Below are 24,017 nucleotides of genomic sequence, written 5' to 3'. Positions count from 1 at the left end.
TGAACTGGTATAACCTGAGTTCGACTATTAATTTCTATTATTTAATACCCCAATCTATGACCATCCCTCTAAATTGGGAAATTACCACTCAATTTAGCCTATTATAAAACTAGAAGAAGATCAGGTTAAATACTACAGTAATGAGGAGCACGATAACTCCCAAGTACAAAGGATTGGTATACCAATATTTAGATTTGATCTGTTCACGTGGCGTAAGGCTATAAACCAAGCCAACCAAATCCTTTTCTGGCTTTGCATTTGTAAACAAACTCACCGTTATGGTCACCACCGTACAAACGATAAAAGAGATAGAAGCAATCGTAAATGCCTGACCAGTGGCCGAGTAAAAATCAAACAAATGCGAAATCCACGCCCCCTTGCCCTCGGCCATAGAAAGTCCATGAGTAATGGCAGCTGCTACAGTTCCTGACAATAAGCCCCAAAAAGCACCGTGCCCAGTTGTTCGTTTCCAAAACATGCCCAAAAAGAAAGTGGCAAACAACGGTGCGTTTACAAAACTGAAAACCAGCTGCAACAAATCCATAATGCTATTGAATCCTTTTGCTACATAGGCCGTAGCAATCGAAATCAGAATGCCAACAATGGTAGTCGCCTTTCCTACCAAGAAGTAATGCGCATCTGAGGCATTCTTTTTGATATGGGTTTGATAGATATCATAAGTCCAAACGGTATTAAACGCGGTTACATTTCCGGCCATGCCACTCATAAAAGAGGCGATCAACGCCGTTATTCCCAAGCCCAACAGGCCATTTGGATATAGTTTTTGCAACAATAAAGGCAATACCATATTGTAGTCTTTATCGCCACTTGCATTCACCGGAAGGGCAAAACCAGTATACTGATTTTGCAGGGCCAACAAAATGATACCTGGCAAAATAACGATAATCGGCATCAAGATTTTAGGAAAGGCCGCCAGTATTGGCGTGCGCTGGGCCTCATTTAAATTTCTGCTGGCCATGGCGCGCTGTACCACCAAAAAATCGGTGCACCAATAGCCGAAGGCCAAAACAAAACCCAATCCGAAAACCATACTAAAGGCATCAACGCCCATGGGGTTATTCGCGGGGCTATCGAGCCCTTTCCAAACGTGGAGCTTTGCATCTTCTACATGTTGCAAAATGCCTTGCACACCCCCAGCCTTTTCCAGACCGATGTAAACCAGCGGTGCAATGCCGATAATGATCAGAAAAAACTGCAACACTTCGTTGTAAATGGCACTGGTTAATCCACCAGAAAATGTATAGACCAGCACAATGCCCGCCGCTAGCCAGATCGAAAGGTCAAAGTTCCAGCCTAATATAGCTTCCATCAGCATCGCCAATGCGTATAGCGAAACACCCGATGAAAACACCGTCATTGCTGCAAAGGTAAGCGCGTTAAAAGTTCTGGTTTTCTCGTCAAAGCGGAGTTTGAGGTATTCGGGAACGCTTCTGGCCTTGCTTCCATAATAAAACGGCATCATGTAAACACCCAAAAATATCATCGCCAATGCCGCACCCAACCAGTAAAAGTGCAAGGTGTAAAGCCCGTATTTAGCGCCATTTGCGGCCATGCCCAATACTTCTTGTGCACCCAAATTGGCCGAAATAAATGCCAAACAAGTAATCCACAAGGGGATATTATGCCCGCTCAACAAAAAATCCTTGCTGGTTTTGATCTTCTTTTTAAGGATAAGCCCAACGCTCATTACAAAAAGAAAATATATGCCTATAATGACATAATCAATTGCTACTAATTTCATCTGGTTATATATTTTTTTCAACGGTGATGAAGCGATCATGATGTTGTAGCCATTTCCCTTCGGGCTTCAGTAAAATCATGATGGTTTCATCTGGTTATATTGGTTAGTTCTTACTTTTCATCTTGTAGGCATGTGTTGCTTGGCCCTTAGCCTCAACTTTGGCCAAAAACAAAGCACCACTGTTTGGATATTTCTTTAAATCTGTTGCTGATAGCCCAGCCTTCGCAGTGGTAATAAACAGCTGATCCATATCCTTGCCTCCAAATGTACAAGCACTTACAAATGGCGCATCTACAAGCACCGTCCCTATCAATTCACCGGTTAAGGGATTATATCTGTTTACGCAACCACCATTCCAAATGGCTACCCACAACATACCTTCGGTATCTATGCACATGCCATCGGCGCACTTATCTTCTTCATCTATCGTTACCACTATCCGTTCGTTGGCGATTGTACCGTTGGTCAAATCAAAATCATAAGCCCTGATGTTGTAGGCAAAAGAATCGATATAATATAATGTGCGATTATCCGGCGACCAGCAGATTCCATTGGATACGCTTGTATCGGCAATTTTCTTCTCAAGATGGTCTGTAAAGCAATATAGATTGCCCTCGTTTAATTTGGCTTCTTGATGCATGGTACCGATCCATAACCTTCCCTCGGCATCGCAGGCACCATCATTGCACCTGTTTGCTGGTTGGGAAGCTTCTATTTTAATAAGTGATCGAAAAATCCCTGTTTCAAAGTCTAATTCGGCAATTTCTCCCTGTAGGGCAATAATTAAACTTCCGGTACTGCTTGGCACCACCATTCCAGGCATCTTTTGTAATCGCCTCAGTTCTAATTTGGCATCGATGGGATCGATGGTACCTAATACTTTCCCTTTGATGTCTACAAAAAGAAATTTTTGCCAATCCTGGTGCCATCGAGGGCTCTCGCCGAGCAATAGGCTGGTTTTAGACAGTACTTCTGCTTTCCAGGTCTTCATTTAATTATCCTGCATTAATGCGCTTCTTCCGCCGTCGATCAGGTAAGTAACCCCAGAAGCAAAACCGGCATATTCGCTTGCCAAAAACACGCACCACGCGCCTATTTCTTCAACCGTACCTATTTTCTTTACAGGATGCAAGTTAATGGTACGCTGTTTTTCTTGGGTTGGATCTTCGAATGAGTTAAACCATTGCTGGTTTCCCGGGGTATCTATAAAGCCAGGCGCTATGCCTACTGTTCTGATTTGTGGTCCCCATTCTATAGCCAAGCTCCTTACCAAACCGGTTAATGCAGTTTTGGCCACATTGTATGGAAAACAGCCTGGAATGCTTGCATAAGCATGATTAGAGCTCATCAGAATAATTACGCCATTTTTTTTTTCGAGGTAGGGCTTGCAGCTTTTGGCCAATCGCCAATGCGATCGCAGATTAAGGTCCATGTTAAGTTCCCAATCGGTTTCAGAACTCTGCTCGGCTCCTGTAAAGACGTTTTTTCCGGCATTTGACACCAAAATGTCCAATTGGCCACCATACACGTTTGCTATATGTGTCGCCAACGCTTCAATATCCTGTGCCACTAGCATATCGGCCTTTACATAGCTCACATTTTCTTTATACGCAGCCAATGCCTTGCTAAATTGTTCGGCTTCGGGGCTGTTGGTGGCATGCTCGGCACAAGCAATAAGCGTACAGCCTGCTTTAGCCAACATGCTTGCTATTCCCAATCCGATGCCCGATGTTGCTCCAGTTACCAGGGCAACTTTGCCTTTTAAATCGATTGCTAATGCCATAACCCTATCAATTAAACATAAAATCCAGCCCTAGGTGCTAAAATGCCTGGGTGTTGCTCCATTTCAGATTCTACCAAATCAACACCAAGTCCGGGGCGGTCGCTCAGCTGCAGGTGCCCATTGCTGATCATTTCGCCTATTGGATGGTCGATTACCGTATCCCGCCAAGGCACATCATTAAACATAAACTCTTGCCTAAAGAAATTTGGAACCGAAGCACAAACATGTGCCGAGGCCAAAGTAGAAAGCGGTCCGTTCGGATTATGTGGTGCCAATAATACATTATAAGCCTCCATCATGGTGGCCATGCGTTTCATTTCAGAAGGGCCTCCACAACGGGTAATATCCGGCATCATGATATCGCAAATGTGTTTTTCGAGCACATCGCGTATCCCGTGGCGGGTATAATGGCGTTCGCCTACACAAATAGACACGTTGGAAGGAATCCTATCGCGCATGGCTTTCAATGTATTGGCATTCTCTGGTCCGGCAGGTTCTTCGTACCAGGTAATATCTAGTTCAGCTAAACGCTGTGCCATTTTTACGGCTACCCTATAGTTGAGCATGGCATGGGTTTCGATCATGATATCGAAGTTCGGTCCAACTGCATCTCTTACTGCCTTGCTTACTTCGAATGCCAAATCCTGCTGTTCGGCAGTTAGCTGCAGGTTCGAAGACAAGTCTTCTCCATATAAATAATTGGTATGGGCAAAAGGATCGAATTTCAGTCCCGTAAATCCTGCTTCTTTTACCTTTATGGCCTGTTGTGCATAATCTTCTACATTGTGGCCACCTCCTGTAAACCAATAATTGGCGTACAGCAAAATGTCTTTTCTAAATGCACCGCCCAACAATTCATAACATGGTGTGCCCAATACTTTACCTTTGAGATCGAGCAGGGCCATATCTATACCACTGATGGCACACATACTGGCTCCAAATGGCCCTATCCAATTGAGGTCGCGGTAGAGCTTGGTCCATATGAAATCTGTTTTCATCGGGTCTAATCCAATGATTCGTTGTCCCACGTGCTTAGCAGCTTCGAACACAATCGGACTTCCTGGCCAATTGGTTGCTTCGCCTACACCGGTATGGCCCGTATCCGTATATATTTTTAATAAAGTCCAGTTATATTTTACGCCCTCAACCAGCCAAACTTTTACATCTGTTATTTTCATCAGTATATATTTGTTTTTTTATGGTTATGAAGCTATCATGAGCATGTTCATCTTTATTGTGAGTGGTATGCTCATGATGGTTTCATTCCTATTAATTTTTACTGCAGTTTAAATGTCACGCTGCCTTTTAATTGTTTTCCTTTTGTTGCGATGCGCCCATCGGTAAACGGTGATCCATAAAAAGGCTCTGAACCGTTATTGCTATAAGCCGCAATGAGCAATTGTATATTTTCGTCTTGGAGCCAGCTGCGCGAAGATTGGCTTCCGTCTCCAAATACATTGATTCCGTTTTTTGTAGCATTGAATAAACCAGCCTGCAAGATACTACGTTTTGTAGACCTGAAATCATTCGATCCCATTTCGTTGGCGTCGTCTTTCCAATCTTTATTTGGCATCTTACCAAACTCTTCCACAGCCGGCAACCATTTGGCATTTAGCTTGGCTTCGCCTATTGCCCTTGCCGGATCTTCGGGTGCATAGGTTGTAAATTCGCCTTTTCGTTTCCAGCTCAATTGGTCAAATTCTTTTGGTAACTGAAACAACAGCCCATACTGATAAGGGTTGGCCGTATTGGCTTGTACTTCATAGTCGACTTTAGTATTACCATTGCTCATAAAAATATACTTCAACTTACCATCGCCATTGGTATATTTCACAGTAGCAGAAACAACAATCGAATCCTGGCTTTTATCTACTTTGATCTCCTGTGCAAAAATGGTGTATAACGGATAGTTTTTAATGGGGTGAATATTGTTCTGATAAGTTTCTCCAGCTACGTTTGGCTTGCCACCGTCTTCACTATTCATAGGCACTACACAAAATACCGGCCCTTGAGCCAATACTTTACGATTGTTGATGCTTGCGCCAGAAATTACCCCGGTTATTTTGTTAATGGTAAATTTGGCCTCGCCCTGCGTAACAAAATAGGCCGATTCATTTTCGGTTATTGCAATCGGAACAGTAGAATTGGTTTGGCTTGCTGATTCTTTTTTCAGCACAATCCGTTCCTCATTGGCTATAAATCCGTGTGGATCTTTGAAAGAAACATAAACTTCCTTGGCATCGGGGTTGATTGGAATTCGCAACTCGCCTTGCTGATGTGGTCCGACGTTAGCGCTGATCGCATTTTTTACACCATCTATTTCATAATTAATAGCTACATCTTTTAGTGAAATAAAATCGTAACGGTTTTCTATTTTTAGCACTAATTGATTGTTCTTGATTTCTGGTTGAGCCCAATTTTTAATCACTACTGGCGCATAGGCTTTTTTCATGCCCCAATATTCGGGTTTAGGTCTGCGCCAGCCGTCTATTGGGCCCCATGGCCCGTAACCTACGATATTGCCATCGGGCATGTGGAAGGTATCGTCTATGCCACTCCAAATTGCACCGCCCAAATTGCCTTTATGGTAGTAGATCGAATCGTACATCTTCACCATTTGCGGTCCATAAGCAGACCTCACGCCTGGATCGGTAAGCAGTTCTCTACGGTTATAGGTGCTCAAATGCGCGTATTCTCCAAACAGAGTAGGTCTTTTCATGGTATCGGTAGCTGCCGGACCATTCATACCTGGATAATGGTAATTTGCAATATCCGCTTTGCTGCCCGCATTGTTAAAACCACCCCAGCATTGATCATGGAAAGAAGTTGGTCGGGTTGGGTCGAAGGCTTTTACCTTGTCTAATACTTTTTGCCAAAGCGGACTCCACATCGATTCATTACCCAATGACCAGATGATTACTGATGGATTGTTTTTGGCAGCCTGCATTTTTTCGAGGTTGGCGGCCAACATATAGGGCAAGAATTTTTCGTCTTTATAGTTCCATAACCTCCAGATTGGCGAAGCCCCATGCTGTATCCAGGTTAATGAGGATTCGTCTTCAACAAATAAGCCGATACGGTCTGCAGCCTCTAAAAATTCTTGCGATGGCGGGTAATGCGAAGTACGGATGTAATTGCAATTTGCCTGTTTAAACAATTCGGCATCTTTTACTTCCAGGTCATCGCTAATGCTCCTGCCCGTAAGCGGGTGCACCGAGTGCCTGTTCACTCCCCTTAGTTTAATCGGCATGCCATTTACCAATAACTGGTTCCCTTTTACAGTAACCTCCCTAAAACCTATTTTTTGTTGATTGGTCTGCACAGCTTTTCCATCAACCAGCAATACAATTTCTAAATTGTAGAGATAAGGCAAATCGGTGTTCCATTTTTGAGGATTTTTAACCAAGAAACTTTGTTCAGGCAGGTTGAACTGGCTGCCGGCTGTAACTTGATGTGTTACTGTTTTTTTGCTCAGCACTACTTTGCCCGTTTTGTCTCTCAAGGTATAGGCCAATTGTACCGAGCTGTTATGTTTGCTTTGGTTATTGATCTTCGTTTTAAGATTTAAATTGGCATCTCTAAACTTCTCATCTAAATTGGTGATCACTGTAAAATCGGAAATATTTACCTCAGGCAATGCAAAAAGCGTAACATTCCTCAACAAACCGCCAACGGTATGTACGGCATATTGCGAGGTACAGGCCAAAATATCGCTAATGGTATTTGCCTGCACTTCTACTTCGATCAGGTTTTCACCAGGTTTAAGAGCCGAAGTAATGTCTGCTTCAAAGGGCACAAAGCTGCCTTCGTGCTCAATCATTTTTTGCTGATTGACTTTCACAAGGGCATGAGAGCTCACCCCATCGAACCTCAATCTGATTCTTTGTCCTTTCCAACTGGCAGGAATCTCTATTTTCTTGCTATAGATAGCAGTTTCTCCGGCATTAACCGTAAAACCTTGCATGGCCCACTCGCCGGGAACTTTAATCGCACTTTTTTGGCCATCTTTTGCAAAACTCCATTCGCCATTAAGCGATAAAGTTGGCTTTTGTACTAGTGGAAGCGTTAAAGGCAGGGGCGATAAACCATTTACCGACAAGGCTTCTTGCTTTGAGGTTTGCGCAACGCTATTTTGAAGCGCCAGACAAAAAATTAAACTCAGCGATAAGAGTAACCCCTTCCTCATTTTTAAATTATTTTGCTTGCCCATCTTATTTATCCTTTAGCTGCAGGTGAATACTATCTTGAATGACATCGCCAACTTTTAACGGTCTGTCCATTTTTTCGGCATGACCCCTAAAAAATCTTTCGGCGCCCATGTTGCTGTAACCTGCCACCAAAGCTTTAATGCCTTGCTCGTCTTTCCATGCCCTGATGTGTTGCTGTCCGTTTGATAAAACATCAAAATTAGAAACTCCATTGCTGAGCTGGGCTTGGTTAATATACATTTTGGTAGACCTGAAATCATTGGTACCCAAATCATTTCGGTCTAGGCTCCAAGGCGTAGTTGGCAAGGCAGATGGACCAGCAGGACCAGAAACTTTATTGGCTGAAGTGAGTTTTGTTCTACCAATAGGCCGGCCAATGTGGTCTGCAGGGTAGTAATTCCAGAGGGCATTTCTGTTCCAATCCAATTCCTGAAAAGTAGTGGGCAAACCAAAAACCAATCCCCATTGACGTGGGTTAACCTCTTTTTTGATCACATATTTATAGTCTATTTTAACAGCGCCATTGGTCGAAAAGCTATAGCTGGTTGTGCCTTCGGCTTCGCTATATAAATCTGTTACGCTCACCGTAAAACTATTTTTGGCTTTATCGAGCTTAATCTCCTTGACGATCCTGTTTTTGCAGACATCGGTAAAAGGATCAAACTGCTGGCTTTCGCCTGTCATTTGGGTACCCCTGCCCTCGCCGGTTAAAGGCAATACCATTAACCTTGCTCCTGTATTCCAAACCGTTGCGCCATTATCGTTTACTTGCTCGATGTCGCCGTTGGCCAAATTAAAATTCACCGCAAAGCTACCCGCTTTGGCAGTCAGGTTATTTCCGTTTTGGGCATACGTCCATGCTTGGCCAGCTGTTTTTTGAGCCGAAGCCATGTCTGTAATTGTAGGGGTTACCGTAAACTGGTAAATATCGATCAAGATACCACGTGGATCATACACTTTTATGGTTAGCTTATCGGAAGGAGCAGGTTTTTTGTTGATGCTTAGGCTAGCTGACGTTTTGCCGTTTCGCTTTAAATCGGCTTGAACATACCCACTTTCGTTAGCCAGGTTCCACTCTATTTTGCATTCGTTCAAATTGCTAAAAAGCAATCTGTTTTCTAGTTCTACGGCAACTTTGCCATTGTTCCAATTACTGGCCAATTTGATCTTTACCGGCGAATAGATTTTCTTCATGTGCCAATATTCTGGTTTTTCCCTACGCCAGCCATCAAGCGGGCCCCAGGTGCCATAGCCAACTGTTTTGCCATTGGGCAAAAAGAAGGTATCGTCAATACCAGCCCAAATGGCACCTCCAAGTACCGCATCAGTTCTGTACATATTTTCCCACATTGCTTCAAAGCCAATTCCCCAGGCATCACGAACGCCAGGATCGGTAACCAGTTCTAATCGGTTATAGGCATTCAAATGTACGTATTCGTCAAAAACAATAGGCCTTTTATAGTTTCTGTAAGTGCTTGGGCCTGTTGGACCCGGATAATGGTGATTGGTAATCTCCAAGTCGCCTTCATCAGCATCTGGTCCGTATTGGCTAAAGTTGCGCGGACGGGTTGGATCAAAGGCTTTGACCAGTTTAGCGGTTTCTTTAAAGTATGCCGCGTACTTTCCAGATTCGTTACCGATAGACCAGATCAGCACAGCTGGATTAGACCTGAAATAATTGACCATATCCAAAGTCTGATCAACCATTAGTGCCTGGTAGATTTCTGTTCCCGCAGGCACATTGGTATTCTCTGCCCAGCAAAAAGGAGCTTCTACTTCCAAAAACATGCCCAAGCGATTGCAGGCATCGATCAATTCTTCTGCAGGCGGATAATGGGATGTCCTGATATAGTTGACATTGCCTTCGGCAAAAAGCTTTACATCTTTTTCCCACATGTTATCGTTTACCGAACGGCCACGCAAAGGCATCGTTTCGTGACGGCAAACTCCACGCAATTTGATCGGCATATTATTGACAAAAACACGATTTCCCCTTACCTCTATTTGGCGAAAGCCGATGCTTTTGGTAATGACATCTTCCAAATCCTTGCCTTTAAAAATGCTGAGCTTAACCACATATAAATTAGGATGTTCTGGATCCCATTTGGCAGGTTTGATCACATCAAAACTAATGTTCTGCTGTGCATACTCGCCTTTATTGATGCCGCTTTCAACAGTCACCATTTTTTCGGTTACTTTCGTGGTCCCATCAGCCTTAAAGAGTTCGGCTTTAATGCTCAAGTTGCCAGTTTTGGAATCCTGCTCGTTGGCAATGATTACGTCTGCACTTAAAACGGCATTTTCATAGTTTTTATCCAACAATGTTTTGATATCGGCATAAGCAAAATTTACTTCTTCCACGGCCATCAGGTATACTTTCCTAGAAATTCCTCCCAAAGGATGTACCGCATATTCAGAAGCACTGGCCAAAGAATCGGCTTTGCTTTTCGATTTTACCTTAACCAATACCTGATTATCGGCATTCCATTTTACAAAATTGGTTACATCAACTTCTATCGGGGTAAAACCACCCAAATGACTGGCTGTTTTTTTACCATTGAGCCAAATTTCGGCATCGCTGTAAACCGCGTCGAAACGTAATTTTAAGCGCTTATTTTTCCAATTGGCAGGCACAGTAAAACTCCTTTGGTAGCCTGCAACCGCATCTTTGTCTACCTCGAAACCTTGCATTACCCATTCGCCCGGAACCTGTATGTTTTTATTGCAGGGCGATGTATTGATATTTTCGGAAAACTGCCAAGTTCCATCTAGCGATAGCTTGTTGGGCTGTGCCGAAGCAACCGGCGAGATCCTGTTCAGTTTCAGCACCTGTTTATCGGCCGTGGTATAGTTTATTTTCTGGATCTGCGATTTTGCACTTCCCGCAAAGACCAGTAAAACCGTAAGTGTGGTATAAAAAATCTTCATTTGTGTGGTTGTTGTTTAGTTAATTTACATGATGCCGTATTTGGCAAAAGCTTCGGTTGCGCTCATCCCCTCTAATATCTTAACCTGTACCATTTTTTCTCCCCTTGCCTTTTCAATGGCCAAATCCATGATTTCTGTTTCGTGTTCTTGTGGCACTACGCAAACGCCATCAATATCTCCCACGATAATATCGCCTGGATTGATTTTAACGCCATTGATTTCTATAGGCACCCTAAAATCTATCACTTTGCCTCTTGGTGCCTGGTCTTGTGCATAATTGCCGTAAGAAAACGTAGGGAAATTGAGTTTTAGAATCCCTTTGGTATCTCTCGAATATCCATTCACAACAGCGCCAACAGCACCTAATATCAATGCCCGAGTGCTCATCAATTCGCCCCATAAGGCATAATTTGGCGATGACCCTGTGCAAATGTAAACTTCGTTCCTTTTTAAGTCATCTAGTGCTTCGAGCATCAGACCAAAAGGCTTTTTTAAGATTGGATTATTACCCTCATACTCATTGGCTTCCAACACATCTGCTTCAACAACTGGCATTGCCCTCCCTACTACAAACATATCTGGATGAAGTGGCTGTATACTTGGTGGTAAAAATTGGTGCAATAGCCCCATTTTATCCATTATATCTCCTATTACTGCGGTATAAAGTTCGGCTCTTACAATTTCAAAAAGCTCATCGTCATTCTGCCAATGCATAATTTCTTTGTGTGTTTATATGATTAAAAATTAAACTACACACCGATTAAATCGATGTGCGCGATTTGGGGTTGCGAATACAGATATTGGCTTTCAAAATTCAGCATTAACTAGCGCCTATCCCAAACCCTTTTTACCAAATACTTAAACTTTTTTACCATTATTTGATCATTTAAAATTTATTAAAAGAGAATTTAATTTGTTTCGAGAGTAAAAACCTAGCTGTTCCAAGCATTTTCTAGGCAAAAAGCGAAAATCAAATTAGCTGTGCTAGATAGTGCCGATCATAAAAAATTTACGTCTGAGTTCACTGGATTTCTGCCGAATAAATTACCTTTAGCTTTTAACTTGAAACAACCATCAAGATTTTACAAATCACCAAGAAACGCCCGCTAAAAAACAATTATATACTGATGAAAAAACTGATACTGGCCTTGATCTGCCTTTGTGCAATCAACAGCTTTGCACAAAACCAAACCGCTGATTATTTTAAACTCACACGTGCTGGCTTTAACGAGAAAAATGCCTATGCTACTACCGCTTTTGTAGAAAAATATTTTCGCGTACCCGGCAACACGGGCTTTAACGCAAGCATCCATTATGTAGAAGATATTCTTAAAAAAGCAGGTTTCGTTGAGCAAAAAGCCAATGAGTTTGAAGCGCCGCTTACCTATAGGATCGAGAAACGCCCAATGAAACGCAGTACTTGGGAGCCTGTAGATGCCAGTGTAACACTAGTTGGCGAAAGCCAGCCCTTGATTGCTTTTAAAACCAATCGCAATATGATTCCGATCAATTGTCCCTCAACTCCAGCTGGTGGTGTTACTGCCGAAGTTGTTTTTGTAGGCAAAGGCACGGCGCAGGATTTGGAGGGCAAAGACTTAAAAGGCAAGATTGTATTTGCAGATGCTTCGGCCGGAAGATTGATAGCTATCGCAGCAAAAGCTGGCGCCATAGGCGTTATGGGCTATTCGATGCCAAAATATACCCAACCAGAAGTACACCAAACCTCTATTCAGTTTGGCAATATGCCAGCAAATGCGGGTATTTGGTCCTTGCTTTTATCTTATGGTGTAAAAGAAAAACTAAAAGCCGCCTGCCTCAAAGGAAAAGTAGAGCTGAAAGTAACGATCGAAACCAAGATTTACCAGGCAGAGGAATTGACTTTATTGGCCAATGTGAAAGGCAGCGTAAGTCCCGATGAGCGTTTTGTATACAGTGCCCACGTACAAGAACCAGGCGCTAACGACAATGCCAGCGGTGTAGGTACCTTGGCCGAAATGGCTCGTGTAACGGCTGCTTTGGTAAAATCAGGCAAATTTAAGCCACAACGTTCGCTTACCTTTTTATGGGGCGATGAAATTGTATCAACCGGAAGGTACATTACCGACGATAAAGAACGTGCAAAAGGCATTATGTGGGGCATGAGCTTGGATATGGTGGGTGAAGACACTAAAAAAACAGGAGGTTCTTTCTTAATCGAAAAAATGCCTGATCCATCGGCCATTTGGACCCGTGGAACGGATAAACATACCGAATGGGGTGCTGGCGATGTAAAAGAGAAAGACCTTTTCCCACATTATTACAATGATTTTATCTTCGACATTTGCAAAGCGCAGGGCAAATTTGCCAATTGGACGGTTAACTATAACCCTTTTGAAGGAGGCAGCGACCATACGCCATTTTTGCAGAATAAAATCCCCGGCTTGTTGATGTGGCATTTTACCGATGTATTTTACCATACCGATAACGACAGGATCGATAAGGTTTCGGCTACTACCATGAAAAATGTGGGTGTGAGTGCACTAACAGCAGCCTATACTTTAGTTACCGCCAATGAAAATACGGCATCGCAAACCGTGAGCCAAGTAAAGACAGATGCATTGATCCGTCTTAAAACAGAATTCGACCTGAGTAAAAAAGCCATTGCAGAAGGAAAATCGGCAACAGACGAACAGCATATCCTGGAAGTTTGGGGCAAATGGTACACTGATGCGTTGGCTACGATTGGCAATATGGCTGTAAAACCAGCAACCACCAGAGTAGGTTCAGCGATTAAAGTAGCCACCCTCGAAGTAGAAAAACAAACACAGGCTTATATCAGCCAGTTGAAGTAGGTTTTAGTCGGAAGTTTGAAGTCGGGAGTCCGAAGTCTAGAGTCAGGTATTTAAACAATATTACACTCAAGGCTTCGGACTATAGACTTTGGACTACAGAATTAAGACTCCCGAATCGCTTTCTCAAGTCTTTCCGCATCCAGGTCAAAAGAATTGATGATTACTTTTGACTTGTTGTAAAATGGATTCCTTTCTTCCAGTTTTTTTACAATAAATTCCAGCAACTGCTCATCATCCATGCCTTTAAGCAAAGGCCTTTTTTCGCGGTTATGCAGGCGCGACACCAATTGTGGCGGAGTCATTTGCAGGTAAACAGTCGTACCGTGTTCGTTCATCCAATCCATATTGTCGAAAAAGCAAGGCAGGCCGCCGCCTGTAGCTACCACACAAGTTTCGGGATAAGCATAGGTTTTTAGGGTTTTGCTTTCCAATTGGCGGAAAGAATCCTCGCCATGGGCAGCAAAATAGTCGGCGATGGATTGTTGCTGTTCCTCTACCATAACGGCATCTAAATCTATCACCGGGCAGTTTAAGCGTTGTGCCAGTTGTTTGGCTTTGGTACTTTTGCCACAGCCCATAAAGCCCACCAAGAAAATAATCATAATTGGTTTGTTCTTTTTAATATCACGTAATCGGTTACTGGTGGTACTTGACCAGCCTTTTTGAGCATCGTTGCAATTTGTGCCCGATGATAGGTTGAATGGTTGACCACATGGAACAGGATATCTTGTAGGTCGTTTTCAAACTCGCCATAAGTGTTCGCATAATGAATAACCTCATCTAATTGTCTAGTGGCCAAAATCGTTTGAAACAACTGGGCATTTGCTGCACTTAACTCTTCAAAAACAGCTTTCGGCTGCTCTTCCCAAACACCTTTGTCTGGTTGCATGCCCAAAATGCGTTTGGCCCAAATGTGCTGTGCGGTAAGCACGTGACTAAATAATTTATTGGCTTCCGGCAAATCTACCGATGGCGCATTTAACGCAGCAATAACGATGGCGTCGGCTTTTGTGGTATAATTTAAAAGTTCTGCAAGCATGTTAAGCAAGTTTAACCCTAGGATCTATCCAGGCGTACAACAAATCGACCAAAACATTAACCACCACAAATACAAAGGCTATAAATAAAATGGAGCCCATCACTACTGGAAAATCAGACATTTCTAATGCGGTAACCGTGGTACGGCCCAAACCGTTATAGCCGAAAATATATTCTACAAAGAATGATCCAGCCAACAAAGAAGCAAACCAGCCCGATACAGCGGTAATTACCGGATTTAAGGCATTTTTTAAAGCATGTTTGTAAATGATGGCATAGCGCCCCAAGCCTTTGGCCTTTGCTGTTCTGATATAGTCTTGTGCCAATACATCGAGCATGGCGCTACGGGTAAGCTGTACAATGATGGCCAAGGGGCGCAAGCCGAGGGTAATCATAGGCAACCAAAGGTTTCTCCAAGTGATGATTTCTCCCTTAAACGGATCGTAACTATATAAACTTCCACTCATGTTCAGTCCTGTAAAGTCGGCCAATACAAAACCAAACAGCCAGGCGATGATAATCCCTGCAAAAAAAGAGGGTGCAGATATCCCTAAAATGGCAAAAGAATTGGCCAGCTTATCTATCCAAGTTCCCTGATGTACGGCCGAAACCACACCCAGTAACACACCAATCAGTGTGGCAAACAACATTGCCGTTAAGGCCAATACAACTGTATTGGGCACGGTTTCTGAAAGGATGGTGGTTACATCTCTCTTGGTTTGGTAAGACCGGCGCAGGTAAGGCACTTTGAGTACGACAACATCCGTACCTACCTTAAATATTTTTTGATAATGGTATTTTTCTTGGTTTTCGCTGGTGTAGGGATGGATGCTGATTGGCGAAAGATCGTTGAGGTAAAGAAAAAACTGCACGGGCTTAGAACGGTCCAAGCCAAATTCCTTGCGCACAGCCTCTAGCGATTGTACATCAGACCGTTGCCCCATCGTCATTCGGGCAGGATCTCCCGGCAGGATATTGAACAATACAAAAACCACCACTATCACCCCGCCCATTACGGCCAGGCCATATAAGAATTTTCTGATGGCGTAACGTCCCATTGGTTATTTGCTGAAATATTCTTTGCTCAGTTTTTCAAAAGAAGGCACGGTATGGTAATGCCATTTGTTGATGATCGTTCCGTTTTTGAGCAATAGCACCCCCGGATTAGCCCTTACCATGCTTTTTAAGGGAACGGCATCGGCATAAAACACTTCAGAAAAAAGTTTCATGCGTTTGCTAAAAGCGACAGCCTCCTGTGCCGAATTTGAGGTAAGCAATACCGTACGGATATTGAATTGCTCTGTTGCGTTTAAAGCCAAGGCATTGATTTCGGCGATGGCCCTCTCATCGGTATGCTTTAAATCGTAAGCCACAATGACCAAATTATAATATGGGTTTTCGATCAGTTCTTTGGTGTAATCGGTGCCCGATGCATCGGTAATTACCAAATCTTTGATTTTGACATCATAGCCTTTTTTAATCAGTTTTTTCTCTGGCGTACCCACCACTTCCCAGTTGTTGTCTTTCCAGATTTCCTGCTTCATGTAATCTTTGTCGCTCATGGTTTTGGTTTGTCCATTCGCCTTGTTTTTCAACTGGTACATGATCAAAAACTCATCTTGTGGCGCACCTGGTGGAATTTTCATTGACTCGGGGATATTCGACCCTACTTTATAAGGCAGAAAATCGATCACCGGCAGGTAATTATAGGTAAACATGCCAAACGAGAACGAAGCTACCAAAACAGCCGTTGATAAGCCGCCTTGCCAGCCGGGATGCTGGGTAAGGGGTTGTATTTTTTCACGCTTAATGAAAAGATAAACGATTAAAACCAATAGCACGAGGTCTTTGCTAAACGATTGCCAAGGCGTAAGCGGAATGGCATCGCCAAAGCAGCCACATGAAGTTACGACCTTAAAAGCAGCCGATACAAAGGTGAGGAACGTAAAAAAAATGATCAGCCCTAACAGACCCTTGGTTACCAAATTTCGCCAAAAACCGAAAAGCAACAAAGCGCCCAGGTAGATTTCGAGCACGCATAAAATAAGGGCAATACCCGTTGACCAATTGCTTAAAAAAGTGATATGGAAAACCTCAAAATATTCCTGAAGCTTATAGCCAAACCCAAGTGGATCATTTATTTTGATCAGCCCTGAGAAAATGAATAAAATCCCTACAAACCATCTCGAAAAGTTTAAAGCTATTTTCTGCATAATCAATTTTTAATATTTGTTTCGACGAGGCCCAAGGCCAATCTAAATTTTATTTAACACCCAATTTGATCAAGGCAAATACGGCATAGTTTAGCATATCCTGATAATTGGCATTTACGCCTTCAGAAGCTACGGTTTGACCCAAATTATCTTCAATTTGCTTTACCCTAAATATTTTCATCAGGATCAGGTCTGTCAGTGAACTGATGCGCATGTCTCGCCAGGCTTCGCCATAATCGTGGTTTTTGGCAAACATCAGCTCCTTTGTTCCATTCACTTTTTCGTTAAACAGCTTTTCTACCAAGCCTACTTCCAACTCATTCGGATCGTTTTCGGTAAGCTCAAGCTGCAGCATGGCAATTACGCAGTAATTAACAATGCCGATATACTCTGAGGTAATGTCTTCGCCAACTTTAGATACCTTTTTTTCTTCGAGCGTACGGATACGTTGCGCCTTGATAAAAATCTGGTCGGTTATAGATGCTGGCCTTAAAATCCGCCATGCGGTTCCATAATCTTTTGTCTTCTTTAAAAAAAGCGATTTGCATACCGCTACTACCTCGTCGTACTCTTGTGATGTGTTATTGGCCAAAACAATAAAATATTTAGTTTAAAGCTAGGTTAATGCCTATTTTTGCATTAAATGATGGCTAAAGATACGTTTTTAAACCGAAAAGCAACACTAAATAGCAGAGGCAAGCCTATCGAACTGGACAGTCCGGCTGTTATGGCGATTTTAAATTTAACGCCCGATTCTTTTTACGGAGAAAGTCGTGCAGCGGGTATCAAAGAAGCGCTTGACAAGACCGAAACCTTTTTAAAAGAGGGGGCCAAATTTATCGATCTTGGCGCTTATTCTTCAAGACCGGGCGCTGCCGATATCAGTACAGACGAAGAATTGAAGCGTTTGATTCCGGTAGTAGAAGCATTAGCCAAAGAATTTCCAGAAGCACTGCTTTCTATCGATACTTTTAGGGCTAGGGTAGCTAAAGAAGCCATTGAGGCCGGCGCACATTTGATTAATGATATCGCCGCTGGCAATTTAGACGACGAAATGTTTGCTACGGTTGCCGAACTACAGGTGCCTTATGTGATGATGCACATGAAAGGAACGCCACAAAACATGCAGCAAAACCCAAGCTATGAAAACATTACGGTAGAGGTATTTCAATATTTTAGCCAAAAGATCGAAAAGCTCAAACTATTAGGCGCTAAAGACATCATCATCGATCCCGGCTTCGGTTTTGCCAAAACCATTGAGCACAATTATGAGCTGTTGCAGCAAATGCAGGTCTTGAACAGCTTTGGCTTGCCTATTTTGGCGGGTTTTTCAAGAAAATCGATGATTACCAAAGTGCTCCAGAACAAAGCCACGGATGCATTGAACGGCACCACTGTTTTAAATACGATCGCTTTGCTAAAAGGCGCCTCCATTTTGAGGGTACACGATGTAAGGGAAGCCTTGGAGTGTATTACGCTGACCGAAAAAATGTGGAGTGTTTAATTTCATCTCCTATTTGTCATTCCGCCCGATCCTATTTTGTCATTCCGACGACAGGAGGAATCTGATTTTAGTAGACTCCTTCCTGTAGATCCTTCGCTTTGCTCTGGATGACAAGCTTTGTTCCGGATAAAAAGTCTCGTTTTGGATAACAAACTTTATTGTAGAAGGACTACTCCCTGTCCTATTGATTAGAAAGAATGAATTGACTAACTTGTGCCTAATGAAAAGCTTCGACTTTGATTTCCTTAAATTTACTTGGACCAACGCAATAGACATCATTCTGGTGGCTATCCTGATCTACTATATCTACAGCCTTATCAGAAATACGCTTGCCGTAAACCTATTGTTGGGCATGTTCATTATCCTCATTTTTTACCGAGTGGTAAAAGAACTGCATATGGACTTGCTTTCTACCATTATAGACAAGTTTATCAGCGTGGGGATCATGGCCTTGATTATTATTTTTCAGCCGGAAATCAGGCGCTTCTTGTTACACATAGGCAAAAGCACGTTTTTACAAAAGAACAAGGCCTGGTGGGGCTATCTTTTTGGCAGCAAAGACTTGGAAAGGGATAACCTGTTAAGGATCAAGCCGATTATTGATGCCTGCAAAAGCATGAAAAAATCGAGAACAGGCGCTTTGATCGTTTTCGTGAAGTTTTACGACGACGAGCTTTTTACCAACAGTTGCGAGGTAATCGATGCCAAAATTTCGAAGCGTTTGCTGGAGAGTATTTTTCAAAAACACAGTCCATTGCATGATGGTGCCGTTGTTGTGGCTGAGAATAAAATCAAAAGCGCAAGTTGTATCCTTCCCTTAACCGATAATGATAAACTGCCTACACAATTCGGCCTGCGCCATAGGGCGGGCATTGGTATTTCTGAAACTGCCGATGCGGTTGCCGTGATTGTATCTGAAGAAACCGGCGAAATTGCCTACGCCAAACAAGGCCGTGTGCGGATGAATGTTTCTTTTGGCGAACTGGAGAAGTTATTGAATAAAGACTTTTAGCCTGGAAGTCTTTAGCCCATAGTCGATGGCTAATAGTTCACAGTTGCCAATTAGCAATTAACAATCAGCTGACGAGCGAATGAATTAATGGCTAATCAACAAAAAAGGAGCAAAGATTCATCATCCTTACTCCTTGTTCTATTATCTTTTATCTAATTAGCAATACTGCTCAAAAGCTCCGATTAAATTCTCGGCAATCATCTGTGCCGGTCTGCCTTCAATTTGATGGCGCTCAATGATGTGTACCAATTTGCCATCTTTAAACAAGGCCATTGATGGCGACGACGGCGGGAAAGGCATCATGTAAGATCTTGCCCTATCTACCGCATCTTTTTCCATGCCTGCAAAAACAGTCACCAATTTTTGAGGGTGTTTGGCATTGGCTGCCGCGATTTTAGCTGCCGGACGGGCATTAGCTGCCGCGCATCCACATACAGAGTTTACTACTACGAATACAGTTCCTTCGCCCTTAATCGCTTCGTCTACTGCTTCTACAGTCTTTAATTCTTCAAAACCTACGTTGGTCAACTCGGCACGCATAGGTTCTACTAAATATTCAGGATACATCTTTTTCTCTTTTTATTGAATAATGATACAAAGATAACAAACATTGTGCGCTAATATTTATATCACAATAAAATAACAATTTGTTGACGTTGGCGCATAAAAAAAGAGCCGAGATTTTCAACCTCGACTCTCCGATTATATAATTTGTTTTATTGCAGGTTTCTAATTGCCTCTTGCAGCGCTTCAGGATCTTTCAATACTCCAAAGCCGAACATCGCTAGGAAAGCAATATTTAATAGCAGGTATAAAATACTCAATATCAATCCGATAATGGCACAAACCCTACCTGCGTTCAGGTTTTTAAATGAGCTTTCGGTATAGGCACCGGCATTTACAGCAAAAAGCTCTCTGTCTTTTTTGCTCAATACCAATGCAATGATTGCCAATATCAAGCCCAATACGCCATAGCAACAGCAGGTTACAATTGATAAAATACCCAATACCAATACCGCAGTTGCATTGGGCAACGATTGTTGCATGCCTCCAAAATTATTTCCAAAATTTCCTCCAAAGCCTCCATTATTTGGTGGAAACGGTGTTTGTGGCGGTGTAGGTGGTGGTGGCGTACTCGATTGAGGTGTTGGATTTTCTTGTGGTTCTAATTGTTCTTCAGACATGTCTTTAAATTAATTGGTGATTATATATTTTATAAATGTAATTGGCTATGACAATTAAGGCGATACCAATATAAAGGATTTTAATCAAAAAAGCACCGTTCTTAAAATCAAATTTCAGGTGGACGAGGGTAAAGAAAACCAAAAAAAGAATAGGAACAGTTGCTGGATATAATTTTAAAGAGGCTCCGATATCACCTCTCAGCAAAGCCAGTATCGAACGTTGCAAGCCACATCCAGGGCAATCAATGCCAAAGGTCTGCTTAAACGGACAGGCCAGCAGGTGGTGTTCGAGCCAATGGAGAATTCCTCCAGCTTCTGTAAACACAAACAATAACACCAATCCGATAATGCCTTTCATCAGGGCTAAAATTAGCAATTAAATACAATTAAAAAACCGCTGATTTTTAACAGTGCATAAGTTGTATGTCAAAAAACAGAACACTTGCTTTAAGTCATTTTAGGTAAATTGTAACCTACTAACTAACCCTAAATCATTATGAAAAAATTAATCATCCTTATGGCATTCATTGTAGCCATGTTTACTCTGGCCAGCGTACAGCCTACACAGGCAGAGGCTAATGCCCGATCAAAATTTAACAAGCCGCCTGCAATTGTTTATGTGGGTCATTGGTACTATGCGCTCGGCGCTACCGATTACAGCGTTTACGTTTATCAAGACGACCAGACTTCGGTTGCCAAGGTTTCGGCAAATGGAGGAAGCTTGGTAAATGCCACCGGAACTTATGACCCCGATACCAAGGTAGCTACGCTAGAAAGCGCCATTGTCAATTTCTCGCACGAACTCAGTTATCCATAAGAGAGAAAAAGCCTCAGAAAGGAGGCTTTTTTTAATCAATCACATTTAGGCAATGCGTAGTTCTTAATCACAAACTGCTCCACAAAGCCAAGCTTGTCATACAATCCCTTGCCCATGGCCGATGCCTGTAAAGTAACATGGCTGGCTCCGAGCGCAATCGCCTTGTGTAGCAAGAATTTCATGATTTCTTCGGCAAAGCCTTTTCTGCGCTGCGATGGCAAAATGCCCACCGAATGTACACCCACTACCTCGCCAGTTTTAAAAAGCAAAGCCGTACCTACGGCTTCGTCCTTCAGGTAAACCGAATAATAATTAACCTCCTGATAAGTATGGCTCAAAACTTCGGCAGCTATCCGATAGCCAAAGCAGTTGAGGAACAGCTCCGACCACATCTCAAAGTCTGCTGGAGTGACAGCCAATTTAAAGTCCAGCTCCTGCTTTTCTTCAAAAGGTTTATCCAGTTTTAAATACATAGCTATTTGCTTAGAGCGCTCTACATAGCCATTGGCCTCCAAAAGTTCAAATGATTGGCTTTGGTAAATATCCCAATAGGGAATAACGACTGATGAGTTCCCTAGGTGTTTCAATGCGGTTGCTAAAGTCTTTTCCGTTATATCTTTTGCAAACCAAAGTCGGTTTGGCCATTCCAATCTTGCCACATGGCAATAGTCAAAATCGTTAAAGTGATGATAGGCACCGAAGGCCTCTCCTGCCTGTTGCCAAAGAGCGGTTAAATTATCTATGTTTGCTTTAGTAAGGTCCTTCATTTCTAATTCGAACAATGTGATGTCCGATCACGCAAAGTTAAACAGGCAAATGTTAGCCACACTTTACATATGTTGATTTAGCATTTTTATTTCAGCTCTTTTCTAATCCGGCTCAATTGTGTAGGCGTAATGCCCAAGTGCGAAGCAATGTGTTGCAAAGGGATCCTACTGACTATAGCTGGATGTTTATCGAGCAAAGCAAGGTATCGGGTCTTTGCATTCTCCATCACCAATGAAATTTCCCGCTGTTCCTTGCCTATTACCCAATTCTTTTCCAAGTAGGCAATGTAAAAATTCTTCAGGTCTTCATGAGCATCAATCAGCGCTTTGTATTGCTTAAAATCAAGACTGATCAATATGCACTCTTCCAAGGCCTGCAAGGCGAAACTCGATGGTGTTTGCAATAGAAGAGAAACTTTCGAACCTGCAAAATCGCCTTCCAAAAAGATGTTTTTGTTGTAGAGGTTGCCTGCTTCATCAGTAATATAAGCCCTCAGTGCACCTTTCACAATAAAATGAATGTGCTTTGCTACTGTTCCTTCGCAAAGCAACAATTCATCTTTTTTTAATGTCTCGAACCTAACAAGATTTGCAAGCAGGCCAAAAGACTCATCCGTTATTGGATAATAGCTTAAAAAAGCAGCTTTGAGCTGGGTAATGAAATCTTGCCGTTCGTGATCGTTAATTTGGTGATTTGGCATATCTCGGTGATCAGCCTACAATTTTATCATTCTTTGCGTGATATTTTTTTGCAGTCATCTCATAGGCACCGGCCAGTAAGAATTTCACCTGGTCTAAAGTGGCATCTGCCGGATTAAGCACACAACACCAATACATTTTTCCATACGTTGGATGGGGCATCAATTTGTCCAGTTCAGCAAAATCATAGGTGCTTTCGTGTGCTCTTTCACCAAACAAGGCTTGGAACGATTCCTTGCTCAGGCCAATGTTCAGTCGGTAAACCGCAGGACGCTTCAAATCCGAAACAGTATCATAATTATCATCGGTTACCAAGGTAACAAAGGGAAAACGGTGATCGGGTTCTTCTAATTTCTCAGGATCGTAAAAGAAAAAATAATCTCCCGAGGAAGCAACTACTTCTACATTGTTAAAGTTATCGGCAATAAATTGAATGATTGTTTGCTCTTGCATAAAAACAGGGATTTTGATGAATAAAAATAGGATGATTAATCTAATTAGAATGCCATAAAACCAAGTGGTCAAGATTTGATGCCCGCTTCCGATACATCAATGGCCGACTCGGCTTCATCATCTAATTGAACGTTGATTTCGATCATTTCGTTTCTTTTTCCTACGCTACGGGGAGGTATGCCCCCGCCTAGGCCTACGCCTACAGTTGCTAAAACCATCAGCAAAACGAGGCTGATTAGTCTCAGTATTTTTTTGAAATTTTTCATTAGTTCTTAAGGGATTAATGTTGCCAAAAGCAACAAACTGTGTAAAATATGGCCAATGTTTGGCCAAAGAATGGAGCGCGATTTAAGCGTTCAACCTTACACTTTCCTTAAAACTTTGGGGAATGGTTTTTTGATAGAGCAATTTTCTTGTAAAGCCATAACTAGCTACGCTTTTCAACAACGCTTCATAACGTACTTTTACCAGCAGGCCATAATTTAAAATAACCTGTTTGCTAATTTGTTGTGGCACAACTGGCGTTGCAACCTTGACAAAAAGCCCATAAAGAATGGCTTTCTTTTTAACGTTTGCCTTTTGTATATCAACCAGTTCTGTCAGATGTGCCTTTGGCAATCCGCTTTCCGCACTTCTGGCTAGGCCTGCAAAAGTGAAAATGCTCAAAAATAAGGCAAGCGCCAGCAACCATTTCTGGATGCTTTCTCTGCGATATGTAATATTTTTTAGCATTTGATATTCAAAGATACAATTTAGATAGTTATATATATTTTTTGTTATAAATGTGATTATCTTGCTTTTTATACAATGCAATTAAA

General features: G+C 42.4%; 24 protein-coding genes. 4 read left to right on the top strand and 20 right to left on the bottom strand.

What is annotated here, in order from left to right:
• Window positions 1–109: 109 nt before the first annotated feature.
• From AC570H_RS22000 to AC570H_RS21970, 7 genes are all read right to left on the bottom strand, one after another.
• Window positions 110–1,762 carry a sodium:solute symporter family protein gene (locus tag AC570H_RS22000; protein ID WP_497359010.1) on the bottom strand — a complete coding sequence of 551 codons (1,653 nt, stop codon included), beginning with the start codon at window positions 1,760–1,762 and terminating at the stop codon, window positions 110–112.
• 103 nt (window positions 1,763–1,865) lie between these two features.
• Window positions 1,866–2,753, bottom strand: a complete 888-nt coding sequence (locus AC570H_RS21995) for an SMP-30/gluconolactonase/LRE family protein (protein WP_497359008.1) — start codon at window positions 2,751–2,753, stop codon at window positions 1,866–1,868.
• Entirely contained in the window at window positions 2,754–3,545 is a 792-nt protein-coding gene (locus AC570H_RS21990) for an SDR family NAD(P)-dependent oxidoreductase (protein WP_497359006.1), read from the bottom strand.
• Window positions 3,546–3,556: 11 nt separating this feature from the next.
• Window positions 3,557–4,723: a mandelate racemase/muconate lactonizing enzyme family protein gene (locus AC570H_RS21985; RefSeq protein ID WP_497359004.1), complete on the bottom strand. Its 1,167-nt coding sequence runs from the start codon at window positions 4,721–4,723 to the stop codon at window positions 3,557–3,559.
• A gap of 98 nt (window positions 4,724–4,821) precedes the next feature.
• Entirely contained in the window at window positions 4,822–7,731 is a 2,910-nt protein-coding gene (locus tag AC570H_RS21980; RefSeq protein WP_497359002.1) for a glycoside hydrolase family 2 TIM barrel-domain containing protein, read from the bottom strand.
• A gap of 25 nt (window positions 7,732–7,756) precedes the next feature.
• Window positions 7,757–10,681: a glycoside hydrolase family 2 protein gene (locus AC570H_RS21975; RefSeq protein WP_497359000.1), complete on the bottom strand. Its 2,925-nt coding sequence runs from the start codon at window positions 10,679–10,681 to the stop codon at window positions 7,757–7,759.
• 24 nt (window positions 10,682–10,705) lie between these two features.
• Entirely contained in the window at window positions 10,706–11,395 is a 690-nt protein-coding gene (locus tag AC570H_RS21970; protein ID WP_497358998.1) for an RraA family protein, read from the bottom strand.
• Window positions 11,396–11,808: 413 nt separating this feature from the next.
• On the opposite strand from AC570H_RS21970, the gene AC570H_RS21965 reads away from it, so the two are divergent.
• On the top strand, window positions 11,809–13,512 hold the full coding sequence (locus AC570H_RS21965; RefSeq protein WP_497358996.1) for a M28 family peptidase: 1,704 nt from the start codon (window positions 11,809–11,811) through the stop codon (window positions 13,510–13,512).
• Between the two features lie 101 nt (window positions 13,513–13,613).
• Here AC570H_RS21965 and AC570H_RS21960 read toward each other — a convergent pair whose 3' ends face one another.
• Genes AC570H_RS21960 through AC570H_RS21940 form a run of 5 tightly spaced genes read right to left on the bottom strand, consistent with a single transcriptional unit; the run spans window position 13,614 to window position 17,355 of the window.
• Window positions 13,614–14,114: a shikimate kinase gene (locus tag AC570H_RS21960; RefSeq protein WP_497358994.1), complete on the bottom strand. Its 501-nt coding sequence runs from the start codon at window positions 14,112–14,114 to the stop codon at window positions 13,614–13,616.
• Window positions 14,111–14,551 carry a DinB family protein gene (locus tag AC570H_RS21955; RefSeq protein WP_497358992.1) on the bottom strand — a complete coding sequence of 147 codons (441 nt, stop codon included), beginning with the start codon at window positions 14,549–14,551 and terminating at the stop codon, window positions 14,111–14,113. The genes AC570H_RS21960 and AC570H_RS21955 overlap by 4 nt, the downstream gene beginning before the upstream one ends.
• A 1-nt stretch (window position 14,552) precedes the next feature.
• Complete coding sequence (locus tag AC570H_RS21950; protein WP_497358990.1) at window positions 14,553–15,608, bottom strand: ABC transporter permease; 1,056 nt, start codon at window positions 15,606–15,608, stop codon at window positions 14,553–14,555.
• Between the two features lie 3 nt (window positions 15,609–15,611).
• Entirely contained in the window at window positions 15,612–16,763 is a 1,152-nt protein-coding gene (locus AC570H_RS21945; RefSeq protein WP_497358988.1) for a BT_3928 family protein, read from the bottom strand.
• A gap of 49 nt (window positions 16,764–16,812) precedes the next feature.
• Complete coding sequence (locus AC570H_RS21940; RefSeq protein WP_497358986.1) at window positions 16,813–17,355, bottom strand: DUF1599 domain-containing protein; 543 nt, start codon at window positions 17,353–17,355, stop codon at window positions 16,813–16,815.
• Window positions 17,356–17,409: 54 nt separating this feature from the next.
• Between AC570H_RS21940 and folP the strand changes: the two genes are divergently transcribed.
• Both folP and cdaA read left to right on the top strand, forming a co-directional pair.
• A complete protein-coding gene (gene folP / locus AC570H_RS21935; protein ID WP_497359192.1) occupies window positions 17,410–18,267 on the top strand; it encodes a dihydropteroate synthase in 858 nt (285 codons plus the stop codon).
• A 220-nt stretch (window positions 18,268–18,487) separates the two neighbouring features.
• Entirely contained in the window at window positions 18,488–19,279 is a 792-nt protein-coding gene (cdaA, locus tag AC570H_RS21930) for a diadenylate cyclase CdaA (RefSeq protein ID WP_497358984.1), read from the top strand.
• A 156-nt stretch (window positions 19,280–19,435) separates the two neighbouring features.
• Here cdaA and AC570H_RS21925 read toward each other — a convergent pair whose 3' ends face one another.
• From AC570H_RS21925 to AC570H_RS21915, 3 genes are all read right to left on the bottom strand, one after another.
• Complete coding sequence (locus AC570H_RS21925; protein ID WP_497358982.1) at window positions 19,436–19,846, bottom strand: BrxA/BrxB family bacilliredoxin; 411 nt, start codon at window positions 19,844–19,846, stop codon at window positions 19,436–19,438.
• Between the two features lie 149 nt (window positions 19,847–19,995).
• Window positions 19,996–20,463 (bottom strand): CCC motif membrane protein, encoded by a 468-nt coding sequence (locus AC570H_RS21920; RefSeq protein WP_497358980.1) that lies wholly within the window; start codon window positions 20,461–20,463, stop codon window positions 19,996–19,998.
• Window positions 20,464–20,467: 4 nt separating this feature from the next.
• Window positions 20,468–20,821, bottom strand: a complete 354-nt coding sequence (locus AC570H_RS21915; RefSeq protein WP_497358978.1) for a DUF2752 domain-containing protein — start codon at window positions 20,819–20,821, stop codon at window positions 20,468–20,470.
• 138 nt (window positions 20,822–20,959) lie between these two features.
• On the opposite strand from AC570H_RS21915, the gene AC570H_RS21910 reads away from it, so the two are divergent.
• Complete coding sequence (locus AC570H_RS21910; RefSeq protein WP_497358976.1) at window positions 20,960–21,280, top strand: hypothetical protein; 321 nt, start codon at window positions 20,960–20,962, stop codon at window positions 21,278–21,280.
• A 35-nt stretch (window positions 21,281–21,315) separates the two neighbouring features.
• Here AC570H_RS21910 and AC570H_RS21905 read toward each other — a convergent pair whose 3' ends face one another.
• From AC570H_RS21905 to AC570H_RS21885, 5 genes are all read right to left on the bottom strand, one after another.
• Window positions 21,316–22,047 carry a GNAT family N-acetyltransferase gene (locus AC570H_RS21905; RefSeq protein WP_497358974.1) on the bottom strand — a complete coding sequence of 244 codons (732 nt, stop codon included), beginning with the start codon at window positions 22,045–22,047 and terminating at the stop codon, window positions 21,316–21,318.
• An 86-nt stretch (window positions 22,048–22,133) separates the two neighbouring features.
• Window positions 22,134–22,748 (bottom strand): Crp/Fnr family transcriptional regulator, encoded by a 615-nt coding sequence (locus AC570H_RS21900; RefSeq protein ID WP_497358972.1) that lies wholly within the window; start codon window positions 22,746–22,748, stop codon window positions 22,134–22,136.
• Between the two features lie 10 nt (window positions 22,749–22,758).
• Complete coding sequence (locus AC570H_RS21895; protein WP_497358970.1) at window positions 22,759–23,199, bottom strand: DUF6194 family protein; 441 nt, start codon at window positions 23,197–23,199, stop codon at window positions 22,759–22,761.
• A gap of 68 nt (window positions 23,200–23,267) precedes the next feature.
• Complete coding sequence (locus tag AC570H_RS21890; RefSeq protein ID WP_497358968.1) at window positions 23,268–23,465, bottom strand: hypothetical protein; 198 nt, start codon at window positions 23,463–23,465, stop codon at window positions 23,268–23,270.
• A gap of 82 nt (window positions 23,466–23,547) precedes the next feature.
• Entirely contained in the window at window positions 23,548–24,012 is a 465-nt protein-coding gene (locus tag AC570H_RS21885) for a hypothetical protein (protein ID WP_497358966.1), read from the bottom strand.
• Between the last annotated feature and the right edge of the window lie 5 nt (window positions 24,013–24,017).

It is taken from the genome of Pedobacter sp. B4419, from assembly GCF_059693725.1.
Note: the sequence above shows the minus strand (reverse complement) of the source record. Positions and strands in the feature narration are given on the sequence as shown.